12 protein-coding genes are annotated in these 15,376 nt (G+C 65.4%); 11 read left to right on the forward strand and 1 reads right to left on the reverse strand.

Annotated features, from left to right (window positions below):
• The first annotated feature begins 65 nt into the window (after positions 1 to 65).
• The 8 genes from EJI00_RS00255 (at position 66) to ygiD (ending at position 9,409) form a co-directional block, all read left to right on the forward strand.
• On the forward strand, positions 66 to 1,259 hold the full coding sequence (locus EJI00_RS00255) for a porin (protein WP_126745469.1): 1,194 nt from the start codon (positions 66 to 68) through the stop codon (positions 1,257 to 1,259).
• A gap of 191 nt (positions 1,260 to 1,450) precedes the next feature.
• Positions 1,451 to 2,431: an ABC transporter permease gene (locus EJI00_RS00260; protein WP_126745470.1), complete on the forward strand. Its 981-nt coding sequence runs from the start codon at positions 1,451 to 1,453 to the stop codon at positions 2,429 to 2,431.
• A gap of 1 nt (position 2,432) precedes the next feature.
• Positions 2,433 to 3,698, forward strand: coding sequence for a M20 aminoacylase family protein (locus EJI00_RS00265; protein WP_126745471.1), 1,266 nt, complete (start codon positions 2,433 to 2,435; stop codon positions 3,696 to 3,698).
• 34 nt (positions 3,699 to 3,732) lie between these two features.
• Entirely contained in the window at positions 3,733 to 5,316 is a 1,584-nt protein-coding gene (locus EJI00_RS00270; RefSeq protein ID WP_126745472.1) for an ABC transporter substrate-binding protein, read from the forward strand.
• Between the two features lie 71 nt (positions 5,317 to 5,387).
• Positions 5,388 to 6,299, forward strand: a complete 912-nt coding sequence (locus tag EJI00_RS00275; protein WP_126745473.1) for an ABC transporter permease — start codon at positions 5,388 to 5,390, stop codon at positions 6,297 to 6,299.
• Positions 6,300 to 6,321: 22 nt separating this feature from the next.
• The gene (locus EJI00_RS00280; protein ID WP_126745474.1) at positions 6,322 to 7,392 is read left to right on the forward strand and encodes an ABC transporter ATP-binding protein; all 1,071 of its coding nucleotides are present in this window, start codon (positions 6,322 to 6,324) and stop codon (positions 7,390 to 7,392) included.
• Positions 7,389 to 8,417, forward strand: coding sequence for an ABC transporter ATP-binding protein (locus EJI00_RS00285; RefSeq protein ID WP_126745475.1), 1,029 nt, complete (start codon positions 7,389 to 7,391; stop codon positions 8,415 to 8,417). Before EJI00_RS00280 ends, EJI00_RS00285 begins: the two co-directional genes overlap by 4 nt.
• Before the next feature lie 101 nt (positions 8,418 to 8,518).
• Positions 8,519 to 9,409 carry a 4,5-DOPA dioxygenase extradiol gene (ygiD, locus tag EJI00_RS00290; RefSeq protein ID WP_260590422.1) on the forward strand — a complete coding sequence of 297 codons (891 nt, stop codon included), beginning with the start codon at positions 8,519 to 8,521 and terminating at the stop codon, positions 9,407 to 9,409.
• A gap of 10 nt (positions 9,410 to 9,419) precedes the next feature.
• On the opposite strand, the gene zwf is transcribed toward ygiD, so the two are convergent.
• On the reverse strand, positions 9,420 to 10,886 hold the full coding sequence (zwf, locus tag EJI00_RS00295; protein ID WP_126745476.1) for a glucose-6-phosphate dehydrogenase: 1,467 nt from the start codon (positions 10,884 to 10,886) through the stop codon (positions 9,420 to 9,422).
• A 140-nt stretch (positions 10,887 to 11,026) separates the two neighbouring features.
• On the opposite strand from zwf, the gene EJI00_RS00300 reads away from it, so the two are divergent.
• The 3 genes from EJI00_RS00300 to EJI00_RS00310 are packed head-to-tail and all read left to right on the forward strand — an operon-like array spanning position 11,027 to position 15,370.
• Positions 11,027 to 12,040, forward strand: a complete 1,014-nt coding sequence (locus tag EJI00_RS00300; protein WP_126745477.1) for an ABC transporter substrate-binding protein — start codon at positions 11,027 to 11,029, stop codon at positions 12,038 to 12,040.
• Positions 12,041 to 14,302, forward strand: coding sequence for an ABC transporter permease (locus EJI00_RS00305; RefSeq protein WP_126745478.1), 2,262 nt, complete (start codon positions 12,041 to 12,043; stop codon positions 14,300 to 14,302).
• A gap of 15 nt (positions 14,303 to 14,317) precedes the next feature.
• The gene (locus tag EJI00_RS00310) at positions 14,318 to 15,370 is read left to right on the forward strand and encodes an ABC transporter ATP-binding protein (RefSeq protein WP_126745479.1); all 1,053 of its coding nucleotides are present in this window, start codon (positions 14,318 to 14,320) and stop codon (positions 15,368 to 15,370) included.
• Positions 15,371 to 15,376 lie beyond the last annotated feature (6 nt).

The following is a 15,376-nucleotide window of genomic DNA, read 5'->3' on the forward strand; positions in this document are numbered from 1 at the left end:
CAAAGTGCCAGTCACGGTGAGCCCTTCGCACCGGAGCCCTATGTTTAACCTTGGAGAAACTTGCAATGAAAAAATCTCTAGTTGCTCTGGCTGCCCTGGCTGTTGCCGGTGTTGCCTCGGCTCAGTCGTCCGTCACGCTGTTCGGTGTGGTCGACGCTTCGATCAGCAGCTACTCGTCCACCTCGCGTGACCTGAACGGCGCTACTCTCGCTAATCCGTTCTATCAGAACCAAGGCAGCGTCAAGGTCAGCCGTCGTGAACTGGCTAACTCGGGCTACAACTCCAGCCGTCTGGGCTTCCGTGGTACGGAAGACCTCGGTGGTGGCCTGGCAGCCAGCTTCTGGCTCGAAGCCCCGATCAAGAACGACGACGGCTCGGAAGGTGTTGCCACCTTCAATCGCCGTTCGACCGTGAGCTTGTCGGGTGGTTTTGGTGAAGTCCGCCTCGGCCGCGACTACAGCCCGACCTTCTGGAACGACACCGTGTTCGATCCGTTCGGCACCAACGGCGTCGGCACCAACCTGATTCATACGGCCAACGCCGAATTCGGTCGCCCCACCCGCGCCAGCAACACCATCGGCTACTTCCTGCCGCCGAACCTGGGTGGCTTCTACGGTCAACTGCAGTACGGCTTCCATGAGAAGACCAAGTACAGCCCTGGCCTGGCTACGCCTGATGTCGCGAACAACTCGCGCGCTGGTCGTAACATCGCCGGTCGCTTCGGCTACGCCAACGGCCCGCTGGACGTCGCTATTGCTTACGGCAGCAGCACGGTTGGCGATCAGTTCTACATCGGCACGACCACCAAGGTCAACACGCTGAACCTCGGCGCTTCGTATGACTTCGGTCCCGTGAAGCTCTTCGGTGAAGTGTCGCGCTCCAAGAACAAGGTCGACTACGAAGTCACCCCCCTGTTCACCGGTGGCCGTGCTGACACCGATCTGACCGGCTACCTGCTCGGCGTGACCGTGCCGGTTGGCGCTGGCCTGATCCGCGCTTCGTACTCGCGCGTCAAGTACGACTTCAACGAAGTTCAGAGCCCGTTCTTCCCGGCAGAGGCAGATCCGAAGGCCAGCAAGCTGGCGCTCGGCTACGTGCATAACCTGTCGAAGCGCACGGCTCTGTACGCTACCGTTGCTCGCGTGAGCAACAAGAACGGTGCAGCGCTGACCGTTGGCGGCCCCGCTTTCATCAACACCGGTGTCTTCACCCCGAAGAACTCGACCGGCTACGACTTCGGTATCCGTCACGCTTTCTAATTTGAGGCTGGCCTCCGCCAGCTTTGAATCGAAAGACTCAAAAGCCACTCGACGAAAGTCGAGTGGCTTTTTTATTGGGATTTTGCTGGGCGTTGGCCCAGGTAAATGCACCATTGGCGTGCACCCCCGGGGAATCACCGTGCGGGCACGCACCTTGCACTGCTAGCATGCCTGCTCACTCTGTTTGCTGAATGATTGCCTTCGTCTTGCGCCGCCTGATCCAGGCCGTGATCGTCATGATCGCGGTTGCGTTCATTGCCTTTCTTCTCTTTCAATACGTGGGCGACCCCGTCGTCTTTCTGCTGGGCCAGGATGCGAAGCCCGAGCAGATTCGCGAGCTGCGCGCCGCATTGGGGCTCGACCAACCCTTCTTCGTGCAGTTCTGGCACTTTCTCGTCAATGCCGCGCAAGGCGAGTTCGGCCTGAGCCTGCGCCAGGGCGCGAAAGTGTCGCGCCTCATCGGCGAGCGCTTTCCTGCCACGCTCGAACTTGCGCTTGTTGCCGCCGTGCTGGCGTTGTTCATCGGCATTCCGATGGGCGTGTACACGGCGCTGCGCCGCGGCACCTTTCTGAGCCAGGTCTTCATGACCGTGTCGCTGCTCGGCGTGTCGCTGCCTACCTTCCTGATCGGGATCTTGCTGATCCTCGTCTTTGCCGTCACGCTGGGATGGTTCCCGAGCTTCGGACGCGGCGAAACCGTGCAGTTCGGCTGGTGGAGCACCGGCCTCCTGCGCGCCGACGGCTGGCATCACATCGTGCTGCCGGCCGTAACGCTCGCCATCTTCCAGCTCACGCTGATCATGCGGTTGGTCCGCGCCGAAATGCTCGAGGTCTTGCGCACGGACTACATCAAGTTTGCGCGGGCCCGCGGGCTGACGAACCGCGCCATTCACTTCGGCCATGCGCTCAAGAACACGCTGGTGCCGGTCATGACGATCACCGGCCTGCAGCTCGGCGGCCTGATTGCCTTTGCCATCATCACCGAGTCGGTGTTCCAGTGGCCCGGCATGGGGCTGCTGTTCATCCAGGCCGTTACCTTTGCCGATGTTCCGGTGATGGCGGCGTACCTGTGCCTCATTGCGCTGATCTTCGTGGTGATCAACCTGGTGGTCGACCTGTTGTATTTCGTGGTCGATCCGCGGCTGCGCGTTGGCAAGGCAGGAGGACATTGAGATGACGGCTGTCGCAGCACCGCGACTGCAAGCCTCCGGAAGGGCGTTTGCGCACATCGCGAGCTTTTATCCGGAGATCACGGCCTTTCGTCGCGATCTGCATGCACACCCTGAACTCGGCTTCGAAGAGGTCTACACGGCCGGCCGTGTGCGCGAGGCACTGCGTGCCTGCGGCGTGGATGAGATTCACGAGGGCATCGGCAAGACCGGCGTGGTGGGCGTCATCCGCGGCAAGTCCACGGCCAGCCGCCGAATGATCGGCCTGCGCGCCGACATGGATGCGCTTCCCATGCGCGAAGACAACGATTTCGGCTGGCGCTCCGCCAACGACGGCCTGATGCACGGCTGCGGGCATGACGGACACACCGCCATGCTGGTGGGTGCGGCGCGCTACCTGGCCGAAACCCGCAACTTCGACGGCACCGCGGTGCTGATCTTCCAGCCCGGCGAAGAAGGTTTTGCCGGTGCGCGCGTGATGATCGAAGACGGCCTGTTCGACCGCTTTCCGGTGCAGTCGGTCTACGCCATGCACAACTGGCCCGGCATGCCGGCCGGCACCGTGGGCATCAACCGCGGCGCCATGATGGCCGCGGCCGACCGAATCACCATCGAGATCAAGGGCAAGGGTGGGCACGGTGCCCATGCCTACCAGACCATCGATCCCGTGGTGGTTGCCGCGCACATCATCACGGCCGTGCAAACCATCGTCTCGCGCAACGTGCGTCCGATCGATGCGGCGGTCGTCAGCATCTGCGCCGTGCAGGCGGGCGACCTGGGCGCGATGAGCGTCATCCCCGGCGAAGCCACGCTCGTCGGCACCGTGCGCACCTTCAGCGCGCGCGTGCAGGCGCAGGTCGAGCAGCGGCTGACCGAACTCTGCACGGCAGTGGCCGCGGGCTTTGGCGCTTCGGCCACCATCAGGTACGAGCGCATCTATCCGGCCACCATCAACACCGCCCCCGAGGCGATGTTCGCCGCCGACGTGGCCGAGTCGCTGCTGGGCGCCTCCAATGTAGACCGCAGCATGGAGCCCAGCATGGGCGCCGAGGACTTCTCTTTCATGCTGCAGAAAAAGGCGGGCGCCTACCTGCGCATTGGCCAGGACGCGAAGAACGGCGCCTTCCTGCACAACAGCCGCTACGACTTCAACGACGAGATCCTGCCGCTCGGCGCCGCATTGCATGCGGGGCTGATCGAGCAGGGCATGCCGCTGGCTGCTATCCGCAGCGGGCAGCCCGTGAAAGACGCCGCTACCGCGACGCCTTGATGTATTTCCGATTCCAACCCGAGGAGTGTTCCCAATGAGTTTCAAGAAGAAAGTGGCCGCGGCCACCGTTCTGTGCGCCCTGGGCGCCATCAGCCTGGTCGCGAGCGCGCAGACCATCCGCATCGCCAACCAGGGCGACGCGCTGTCGCTCGACCCGCACTCGCTCAACGAGTCGCTGCAGCTGAGCGTGACCGCCAACGTCTATGAAACCCTGGTGGGGCGCAACAAGGACCTGAGCCTGGCGCCACTGCTGGCCACCAGCTGGAAGCAGACCTCGCCGAACATCTGGCGCTTCGAACTGCGCAAGGGCGTGGTGTTCCACGACGGCACCCCGTTCACCGCCGATGACGTGGTGTTCAGCTTTGCGCGTGCGCAAGGCGACGGTTCCGATCTTCGCGCCACGCTGAGCGACATCAAGGCCGTGCGCAAGGTCGGCGATTTCGCCGTCGAAATCGAAACCAACGGCCCGTTCCCCATCTTGCCCGACGTGATCTCGCTCACCATGATCATGAGCAAGAAGTGGTGCGAGGAAAACCAGGCCACCAAGCCCGTCGACCGCCGCAAGGGCATCGAGAACACCGCCTCGTTCAAGGCCAACGGCACCGGCCCGTTCCGCGTGCGCGAGCGCCAGCCCAACGTGCGTACCGTGTTCTCGCGCAACGGCACCTACTGGGGCAAGATCGACGGCAACGCGCAAGAAATCGTCTTCACGCCCATCGCCAACCCGGCCACCCGCGTGGCTGCACTGGTCTCGGGCGAAGTCGACGTGATGGAACCGGTGCCCGTGCAAGACATCGCGCGCATCAATGCGGCGCCCAACGCCCGCGTCATCACCGGCCCCGAGCTGCGCACCATCTTCCTGGGCATGGACCAGAAGCGCGACGAGCTCCTGTACTCCAACATCAAGGGCAAGAATCCGTTCAAGGACAAGCGCGTGCGGCAGGCCGTCTACCAGGCCATCGACATCGCCGGCATCCAGCGCACCGTGATGCGCGGTGCCTCGCGGCCCACCGGCCTCCTGGTCGGCCCCGGCGTCAACGGCTGGACTGCCGAACTCGACAAGCGCCTGCCCTTCGACGTCGAAGCCGCCAAGAAGCTCATGACCGAAGCCGGCTACCCGAACGGCTTTGAAGTGACGATGAACTGCCCGAACGACCGCTACGTGAACGACGGCCAGATCTGCCAGAGCGTGGCCGCCAACCTCGCGAAGATCAACGTCAAGATCAACCTGGCTGCCGAGACCAAGGGCACCTACTTCCCCAAGATCCTGCGCCGCGACACCAGCTTCTACATGCTGGGCTGGACCCCGACCACCTACGACTCGCACAACGCGCTGAGCTCGCTCACCGCCTGTCCGGACGACAAGGGCACGGGCCAGTTCAACCTGGGTGCGTACTGCAACCCCAAGCTCGACGAACTGACGAAGAAGATCCAGTCCGAAAGCGACAAGGCCAAGCGCAACGAGCTGATCAAGGAAGCCTTCAAGATCCATGCGGACGACATCGGGACCCTGCCGCTGCACCAGCAGTCGCTGGCGTGGGGCGTGAGCAAGAAGGTCGAGCTGGTTCAATTGGCCGACAACTTCATGTACTTCAAGTGGATGAGCATCAAGCCGTGATTCCGCCGGCCGCCCGCAGGGCGGCCTGACCATGGGCCCGCTTCTTGCGGGCCCATTCCTTTTGCTTCACGATGAAAAAAACACTTGCCCGCTGGCTCGACAGCGACGTCGGCTACAGCTTTCGCACTTCGCCCGTGGCAATCGGTGCGGCACTCATCGCGCTGGCCTGCGTGTTCTGCGCGGTCTTTGCCGGATGGGTCTCTCCGCACAATCCTTTCGACCTTGCAACGCTCGAACTCGGCGATGCGCGTCTGCCGCCGGCGTGGAGCGCCGAAGGCTCTTCCAAATACCTGCTCGGTACCGACGACCAGGGCCGCGACATCCTCTCGGCCGTGATCTACGGAGCGCGCATTTCGCTGATCGTCGGCGTCGTGTCGGTATTGCTGTCGATCACGGTCGGTGTCCTGTTCGGCCTGCTCGCCGGCTTTCTCGGCGGCTGGCTCGATTCCTTCCTGATGCGCGTGTGCGACGTGATGCTGTCGTTTCCGCCCATTTTGGTGGCGCTGCTCATTGCAGGTGTCGGCCGCGCGCTGTTCCCGGGCGCCCATGAGTCGCTGGCTTTTGGCGTGCTCATCATTTCCATCTCGCTGACCGGCTGGGTGCAGTACGCGCGCACCGTGCGCGGCTCCACGCTGGTGGAGCGCAACAAGGAATACGTGCAGGCCGCCCGCGTGACCGGCGTGGCGCCGCTTCGCATCATGCTGCGCCACGTGCTGCCCAACGTGATGGGGCCGGTGATGGTGCTGGCCACCATTCAGGTGGCCACCGCCATCATCACCGAGGCGACCCTGTCGTTCCTCGGCGTCGGCGTGCCGCCGACATCTCCTTCGCTCGGAACGCTGATCAGCATCGGCAACCAGTACCTGTTCTCGGGCGAGTGGTGGATCACCGTGTTTCCGGGCTTGATGCTGGTGCTGATTGCGCTCAGCGTGAATTTGCTCGGCGACTGGCTGCGGGACGCGCTGAACCCGCGCCTGCGCTGAAACCAAAAAGGACAACGCCACCATGACGCTGCTCCAGGTCAAAAACCTCGTCGTCGAGTTTCCGCACCGCCGCGGCACGCTGCGTGCGCTCGACGGAATTTCCTTCGATATCGCGCCCGGCGAAATTCTGGGTGTGGTCGGCGAATCGGGTGCCGGCAAGTCGCTCACGGGCGCGGCCATCATCGGGCTGCTCGAGCCGCCGGGCCGCGTGGCCAACGGAGAAATCGTGCTCGAAGGCCAGCGCATCGACAACCTCGGCTTCGATGCGATGCGACCCATCCGGGGCCGCAAGATCGGCGCGATCTTCCAAGACCCGCTCACTTCGCTGAACCCGCTCTACACCGTCGGCCGCCAGCTGGTGGAAACCATCCGCGCCCATCTTCCGGTGACCGAAGCCGAGGCGCGGCGCCGCGCCATCGGCCTGCTGCAGGACACCGGCATTCCGGCCGCCGAGCAGCGCATCGATCATTTCCCGCATCAGTTTTCTGGCGGCATGCGCCAGCGCGTGGTGATTGCACTCGCGCTCGCGGCCGAGCCCAAGCTCATCGTGGCCGACGAGCCGACCACCGCGCTCGACGTGTCGATCCAGGCGCAGATCATCCAGTTGCTCAAGCGCGTCTGCAAGGAGCGCGGCGCCGCCGTGATGCTGATCACGCACGACATGGGCGTGATTGCCGAAACCTGCGACCGCGTGGCCGTGATGTACGCGGGCCGCGTTGCCGAGATCGGCCCGGTGCACGAAGTGATCCACCAGCCGGCGCACCCCTACACCTCCGGCCTGATGGCGTCGATCCCCGACATGGCCAGCGACCGCGAGCGGTTGAACCAGATCGACGGCGCCATGCCCCGGCTCAACGCCATTCCGAAGGGCTGTGCCTACAACCCGCGCTGCCCGCGCACTTTCGCACGCTGTCTTTCGGAACGGCCCGAACTCATGCACGCGGGCGCCACGCGCGCCGCATGCTGGCTGCACGATGCCGCCGATCCGCACAAGGGCCAGGCCGAACTTGCGGCACGGCACCACGAAGCGCAGCTTGCCGACGAACGCGCCGTTCCCGATGCGGCCGCGCCGATTGAAGAGGTCACCCGATGAGCGCAGTACTCGAACCCCGCAGCACGGAAGGCGGCGAGCCGCTCGTCGTCGCACACGACCTGGCCCGCACTTTCGACGTGTCGCCGCCCTGGCTCAACCGCGTGCTCGAACGCAAGCCGCGCGTGCTGCTGCATGCTGTCGATGGCGTGAGCTTTTCCATCGAGCGCGGCAAGACGCTGGCGCTGGTCGGCGAATCGGGCTGCGGCAAGAGCACCGTCGCGCGCCTGCTGGTCGGCTTGTATGCGCCGACGCGCGGCGGACTGCAATTCGACGGACAGGATGCGCACGCCGCGTTCAAGACGCCCGAAGGCCGCAAGTTGCGCCGCCGCATCCAGATGATCTTCCAGGACCCCTACGCGAGCCTGAACCCGCGCTGGATCGTCGAAGACATCATCGGCGAGCCGCTGCGCGAGCATGGCATCCTGAGCGGCAAGGCCGAGCTGCGCGAACGCGTGGGCGAACTGCTCAAGTCCGTCGGCCTCTCGCCGCTGGACATGAGCAAGTACCCGCACCAGTTCTCGGGCGGCCAGCGCCAGCGCATTTCGATTGCCCGCGCGCTCGCCACGCAGCCCGAGTTCCTGGTGTGCGACGAGCCCACTTCGGCGCTCGACGTGAGCGTGCAGGCGCAGGTGCTCAACATCATGAAGGACCTGCAGCGCCAGCAGGGGCTCACCTATCTCTTCATCTCGCACAACCTTGCGGTGGTGCGGCATGTGGCCGACCAGGTCGGTGTGATGTACCTGGGCCGGCTGGTCGAGGTGGCCGACAAGCAAAAGCTCTTCGCCGAGCCGCGGCATCCGTACACGCGCATGCTGCTCGATGCGATTCCGCAGATGAAGCACACCGGCCGCGCACGCACGCCGGTCAGGGGCGAAGTGCCGAACCCGCTCAATCCGCCGGCGGGCTGTGCGTTTCATCCCCGCTGCCCGCATGCGAATGCGCGCTGCTCGGCCGAACGGCCGAAGCTCTTGAGCATCAAGGGCGTGCAGGTGGCCTGCCATGCGGCGGAAGAGGGTCGCATCTAGGCAAGGGTGTGCGCAAACGCACTGACCTGCCCGGCAATCCGGCGCAGAGTGCGGCCATGACAATGATGAAGATGCACCCGAGCGAAGACAGCAGCCCAGCAATGCAAACGGAACTCGGCCGCCGCGGCTTTCTCATGAGCTCCGCGCTCGGTGCGACCGCCACGCTGGCAGCTCTTTGCTCGCTATCGAATGCCGCAGCGGGTACGCCCGGGCGGCGCCTGCCGGTCATCTTCATCGGCCACGGTTCGCCCATGAACGCGCTGGCCGACAACGCCTTCACGCGCCGCCTGGCTGCATGGGGCAAGGAGCTTCCGCGGCCTTCGGCCATTCTGAGCGTGTCGGCCCACTGGCTGAGCCGCGGCGCCACCGGCGTCGGAATGCAGGAGCGGCCGAAGACGATTCACGATTTCGGCGGCTTTCCCCAGGCGCTGTTCGACATCGACTACCCGGCGCCGGGCCATCCGGCGCTGGCACGCGAAGCCATCGGCGCCGTCAAGCAAACCCCCGTGGTGGGCACCCAGCAATGGGGCCTGGACCACGGAACATGGACGGTGCTGAAGCACCTGTACCCGAAGGCCGACATTCCTGTTTTTCAGCTCAGCATCGACTACGACAAGCCAGCGGCGTTTCACTACGCCGTTGGCCGCGACCTCGCGGCGCTGCGCGACAAGGGTGTGCTGGTGATGGGAAGCGGCAACGTGGTGCACAACCTGCGGGCCACCGACCGCGGCACGCCCGACGGGCCCGCGGCCAGCCGGCCGTGGGCGCAAGGCTTCGACGACGCGGTGAAGGCCGCGCTGGCAGGCCGGGACGACCGCGCATTGGTCGCCTACGAAAAGCTGGAGGGCGCCGCAACCGCTGTTGCAACGCCGGACCACTACTTTCCTTTTCTCTACGCCCTCGGCGCCGCAGGGTCGAACGAGCGCGCGAAGACGATCTACGAAGGATTCCAGTCAGGCACGCTGAGCATGCGCTGCATCCAGTTCGGCTGAGCGCGCGGGCCTACTGCTCCTCGCCCCACGAGAAGCCGTCGCGCGCAATCATCGCGCTCGAGGCGCTCGGGCCCCAGGTGCCGGCCGCGTAGGGGCGCGGTCCACCGTCCGATGACCAGCTGTCGATCAGCGGCTCAACCCAGCGCCATGCTTCTTCCTGCTCGTCGCTGCGCACGAACAGGTTCAGGCGCCCGTCGATCACGTCGAGCAGCAGCCGCTCGTAGGCACCCACGCGCTCGGCGCCGAAGCGCTTGTCGAAATCGAGGTCGAGTTGTACCGGCGCCAGCTGCGCGGCGCTCTGGTGGCCGTTGCTGCGGCGGTTGTCCTGCGCCTGCGCAAGCATGTGCAGCTCCAGCCCGTCCTTGGGCTGCAGGTTGATCACCAGCTTGTTGACGGCGCCCGAGGGAGCGCGGTAGATCGCGTGCGGCGTCGGCCGGAAGTTGACCTCGATGCGCGCATCGCGCGAGGCCAGCCGCTTGCCGGTGCGGATGTAGAGGGGCACGCCAGCCCAGCGCCAGTTGGCGATTTCGGTGCGCAGCGCCACGAAGGTCTCGGTGCGGCTGTCGGGGTCGACGCCGGGTTCGTCCCTGTAGCCCGGCACGCGCTCGCCGTAGGCCGTGCCGGCGGTGTACTGGCCCCGAATGGCATGCAGGCCCAGCGTTTCGGGCGTCCAGGGCTTGAGCGCGCGCAGCACCTTGAGCTTTTCGTCGCGGATCGCATCGGCATGCGAGTTGATGGGCGGTTCCATGCCAATGGCGCAAACCAGCTGCAGCGCGTGGTTCTGCACCATGTCGCGCAGCGCGCCGGTCTGGTCGTAGAACGCGCCGCGCTTTTCGACGCCCAGGTCTTCGGCGATGGTGATCTGGATGTTGGCGATGTGCTCGCGGCGCCAGATCGGTTCGAACAGCGCATTGCCGAATCGCATGGCGAACAGGTTCTGCACCGAAGGCTTGCCCAGGTAGTGGTCGATGCGGAAGACCTGCTTCTCCTCGAATACCTTGCACACCGCGGCATTGATCGCGCGGTTCGATGCCAGGTCATGGCCCAGCGGCTTCTCGAGCACGATGCGCGTCGCCGGCCCGTTCAGGCCCGCCGCGGCTACTTGCTCCACCACCTGGGTGAAGAGCGCCGGCGCCGTCGCCACGTACATCACCACGGTGTCGGCATTGCGCTGCTTCAGCAAATCGGCAAGCCGCCCGTAGTCGGCCGGCTTCGACAGATCCATGCGCAGGTAATGCAGCAGCGAGGCGAACTTCTCGAACTCCTCGGCCGAGGGGCGCTTGGCGCCCTCGACGGCATTGAAGCGCGACTGGATCAGCTCGCGGTACTGGTCGTCCGAGAGGTCGTCCCGCGCCACGCCGACGATGCGTCCGTCTTTCGGCAGGCTGCCGTGCCTGAAGGCCTGGAACAGCGCGGGCATCAGCTTGCGCCATGCAAGATCGCCAGTACCGCCGAACAGAACGAGATCGAAGCTCATGTGTCGAATTTCCTTTTGTCTTGGTGCCGAGTGGGCTGTTTCAACCGAATGGTACTTGTACCAATTCATGAAACCTGTACGAAAGCTACGCTCAACCCCGGCCGGGAGGCCTATTTTTGTTTTCGAGGCGGGGTTTTCACATGAAGAAGCTTTTTACTGCAGCGGCCTTGCTGGGTTTGTCGGCCGCCGCATCGGCCCAGGGCACGGTCAACGTGATCTGCTCGGTCCAGGCCGAATGGTGCAACGTGATTGCCACCGTGTACGCACGCACCACCGGTACCCGCATCAACATGTCGCTCAAGGGCTCGGGCGAGGCGCTGGCCCAGCTCATCGCCGAGAAGGACAACCCCAAGACCGATGTGTGGTTTGGCGGCACCGGTGACCCGCACCTGCAGGCAGCCGAGCAGGGCCTCACGCTCGAATACAAGTCGCCCACGCTGGCGCAGCTGCACCCGTGGGCCCAGCAGCAAGCCAAGCAGTCGGGCTACAAGACGGTCGGCATCTATTCGGGCCCGTTGGGCTTCGGCTACAACCCCGAGCTGCTCGCCAAGAAGAAGCTGCCCGTGCCCAAGACCTGGGCCGACCTGCTCAAGCCCGAATACAAGGGCGACATCCAGGTTGCCAACCCTGCCTCGAGCGGCACGGCCTACACCATGATCGCCACGCTGGTGCAGCTCATGGGCGAAGACAAGGCCTTCGACTACCTCAAGGCGCTGCACAAGAATGTGGGCCAGTACACCCGTTCCGGCACCGGCCCCATCAAGGCCGTGGCGCGCGGCGAAACGGCCGTGTCCATCAGCTTCGTGCATGACGGCCCGGGCGAGAAGATGCAGGGCTTTCCGGTCGAGACCATCACACCCAGCGACGGCACGGGCGCCGAGATCGGCTCCATGAGCATCATCAAGGGCGCGCGCAACCTCGAGGCCGCGAAAAAGTTCTACGAATGGGCGCTGACGCCCGGTGCGCAGGAGCTTGGCGCCGCCAACAAGCAGTTTCAGCTGCCGAGCAACAGCGCAGCCAAGCTCGACCCGCGCATTCCTGACTTCAAGAAGATCAAGTTCATCAACTACGACTACGCCAAGTACGGCGCCAGCGCCGAGCGCCGGCGCCTGATCGCGCGCTGGGAAAAAGACGTCAACTCGCTCCCGCGCTAAGTGGGAACCGTCGCCGCCGGCGCCGCGCCGGTCAATCCGGCGGCCGCGGCTTCGGCCCGGCGTTCGCAGCGCTGGATATGGGCCTGGGTTGTGCTGGGCTTTGCGGCCTATCTCGTGCTGCCTTGGTATGCGATTCAGGACTCGTCCTGGTACGAGGCCGTTCCGCAAGTGTTCGGCCAGGCCGAGGGTGCCAACGGTCTGATGCAGGCGGCCACGCAGGGGCGCAGCTGGCTTTTTATCGGACTCGTCGGCCTGGCGATGTGCGCCGCCGGTGCTTGGCTGCCGGCCGGCCGGGCGCAGGGGCGCTGGCTGCTGGCGGGTGGCGCCATCGGCGCCCTGGGCCTTGCCATTGCAGGCTTCACCATCGGCGCGCGCGGCTGGAGCATTGCGGCACTCAACACGCAGTTCGGCGAACTGGCCGTCAACCAGTTCGGCATTGGCGCGGGCGGCTTCGTGGCGCTTACGGCACTCACGTTGTTGGCCGCCTTCGGCATTGCGCGGCTCGGGCTGTTCAAGGGCGACCTGTTCGTGGCCGCAGCGGTCATCGGCTGCGGCGTGCTGATGGCGCTGTTCATCGCCTACCCTGTGAGCAAGGCGCTGGCCGGCGCCTTCTTCAATGAAGACGGGCAGTGGTCGATCTCCGCGTTCATTGCGCGGGTGTTCACCGAGCGCATCTGGGGGCTGGGCTGCATCGCGGGCGGGGTGCGCTGCGGGGTGGCCTGGAACACGCTGGTGCTGGCTTTGCTCACTGCCGCCGGCACAACCTTTTTAGGCACATTGATGGCGCTGATGGCCGAACGCGGCAGCAAGCGCGGGCAGGGTGCGCTGCGGGTGCTGGCACTGCTGCCGATCATCACGCCGCCGTTCGTGGTGGGCCTGGGGCTCATCCTGCTGTTCGGCCGCGCAGGCATCGTCAACCAGCTGCTCGAAAACCTGTTCGGCATCGAGCCGACGCGGTGGTTCTACGGCATGCCGGGTGTACTGGTGGCGCAGCTCTTCGCCTTCACGCCGATTGCCTTCATGATCATGCGCGCCGTGGTGCAGGGCATTGCGCCCAGCCTGGAAGAGGCCGCGCAGATGCTGCGTGCCGACCGGCGGCGCACCTTCTTCACCATCACGCTGCCGCTGTTGAAGCCCGGGCTGGCCAACGCCTTCCTGGTCGGCTTCATCGAAAGCATTGCGGACTTCGGCAATCCCGTGGTCGTGGGCGGCCAGTTCTCGGTGCTGTCGACAGACATCTTCTTTGCCATTGTCGGCGCGCAGTACGACCAGGGCCGCGCGGCATCGCTCGCCTGGGTGCTCACGCTCTTCGCACTTGGCGTGTTCGCGCTGCAGCGCGGCCTGCTCGGCAAGCAGAACTACACCACGGTGAGCGGTAAAGGCGATGCCGGCATTGCCATGGCCCTGCCCGATGGCGTGCGCCGCACCATCTATTGCATCGCGCTGCCGTGGATCGCTTTCACGGCCATGGTCTACCTGTTTGCCTTTGCGGGCGGCTTTGTGCAGACATGGGGCCGCGACTACACCTTCACGCTGAATCACTTCAGGAGTGCGTTCGCGCTCGAATGGGGGCAGTTCGGCCTGGTGTGGGCTGGCACGGCGTGGAACTCGCTCATCACCACGCTCAAGCTCGCGGGCATCTCGGCGCCGATCACCGCGGCGCTGGGTTTGCTGATTGCGTGGCTGCTGGCGCGCAACGAGTTCAAGGGACAGGGCGTGTTCGAGTTCGGCGCGCTGCTGGCCTTTGCCATTCCGGGCACGGTGCTGGGCGTGAGCTACATCCTGGCCTTCAACGTGCCGCCGTTCGAGCTGACGGGCACCGGGCTCATCATCGTGCTGTGCTTCATGTTCCGCAACCTGCCGGTGGGCGTGCGCGCCGGCACCGCGGCCTTCAAGCAGCTCGACCGCTCGCTCGACGAAGCCTCGCTGATGCTGCGGGCCTCCACGTCGCAGACGCTCTTCAAGGTGGTGCTGCCGCTCCTGAAGCCTGCGCTGGTGGCCGCGCTGGTCTACAGCTTCGTGCGCGCCATGACGACGGTGAGCGCGGTGATCTTCCTGGTCACGGCCGAGAACGAGCTTGCCACCACCTACATCATCGGCCGCGTGGGCAACGGCGACTACGGCATTGCGCTGGCCTACTGCACGGTGCTCATGGTGCTGATGTCGCTGGCCATTGCGCTGGTGCAGTGGGTGGTCGGGGAGCGCAAGCTGGGGCGCCGCAAGGCGGGCGTGCCAGTGGTGGCCGCGCCCGTGGTGCATTGACCGGGAGAAGAACACATGAGCAACGGCATCGAATTTCGCAACGTCACCAAGCGCTACGGCACTGACAAGGACGGTCCGCTCGCGGTCAAGGGCATCAGCTTCGAGGTGCCGGTCGGCACGCTCACCACCATCCTCGGCCCTTCCGGCTGCGGCAAGACGACCACGCTGCGCATGATCGCGGGGCTCGAATCGCCGACCTCGGGCTCGATCCTGATGGGCGGGCGCGACGTCACCACGCTCGGCCCGGCCGAGCGCAACGTGAGCATGATGTTCCAGAGCTACGCGCTGTTCCCGCACATGAACGTGATCGAGAACGTGGGCTATGGCCTGCGCATGAGCGGCGTGAAGAAGGACGAAGCCACGTCGCGCGCGCGTGAAGCGCTCAGGGGCGTGGGCCTGGTCGGCTTCGACGAGCGCCTGCCCAGCGAACTCTCGGGCGGCCAGCAGCAGCGCGTGGCGTTGGCACGCGCCCTGGTGCTGGAGCCTGCGGTGCTGCTGTTCGACGAACCGCTGTCCAATCTCGACGCCCGCCTGCGGCGCGAAATGCGCGAGGAAATCCGCGCACTGCAGCAGCGCCTGAAGCTCACTGTGGCCTATGTGACGCACGACCAGAGCGAGGCGCTGGCCGTGAGCGACCAGATCATCGTGATGGACCACGGGGTCATCGCCCAGCGCGGCACGCCCGAGCAGCTCTACGGCGGGCCCGAAAGCGAATTTGTCGCGGGCTTCATGGGCGAGGCGATGGTTTTTCCGGCCATGGCGCAAGCCGACGGCAGCGTCACCTTCGGCCCGCTGCGCCTGCAGCCGCGCCATGCGGTGGCGCCCGGCGCCGTGAAGGTGGCGGTGCGCCCCGAGGCCTGGAACATCGGCGGCGCCGAGGCAGGCCAGGGGCTGCCTGCCACATTGCGAAAGGCGGCCTACCTGGGCAGCTTCTATGAATACGGCTTCGACACCCCGATCGGGCCCGTCTTCGTGGTGTCGACCGATCTTTCGCGCCCCCTGGCCGCGGGCGCGCAGGCCACGCTGTCGCTGGCGGCGCACGGCGTCAGCGTGGTGCCCGGCGCATGAAACAAT

This window comes from Variovorax sp. DXTD-1, assembly GCF_003984625.1.
Lineage (GTDB): Bacteria > Pseudomonadota > Gammaproteobacteria > Burkholderiales > Burkholderiaceae_C > Variovorax.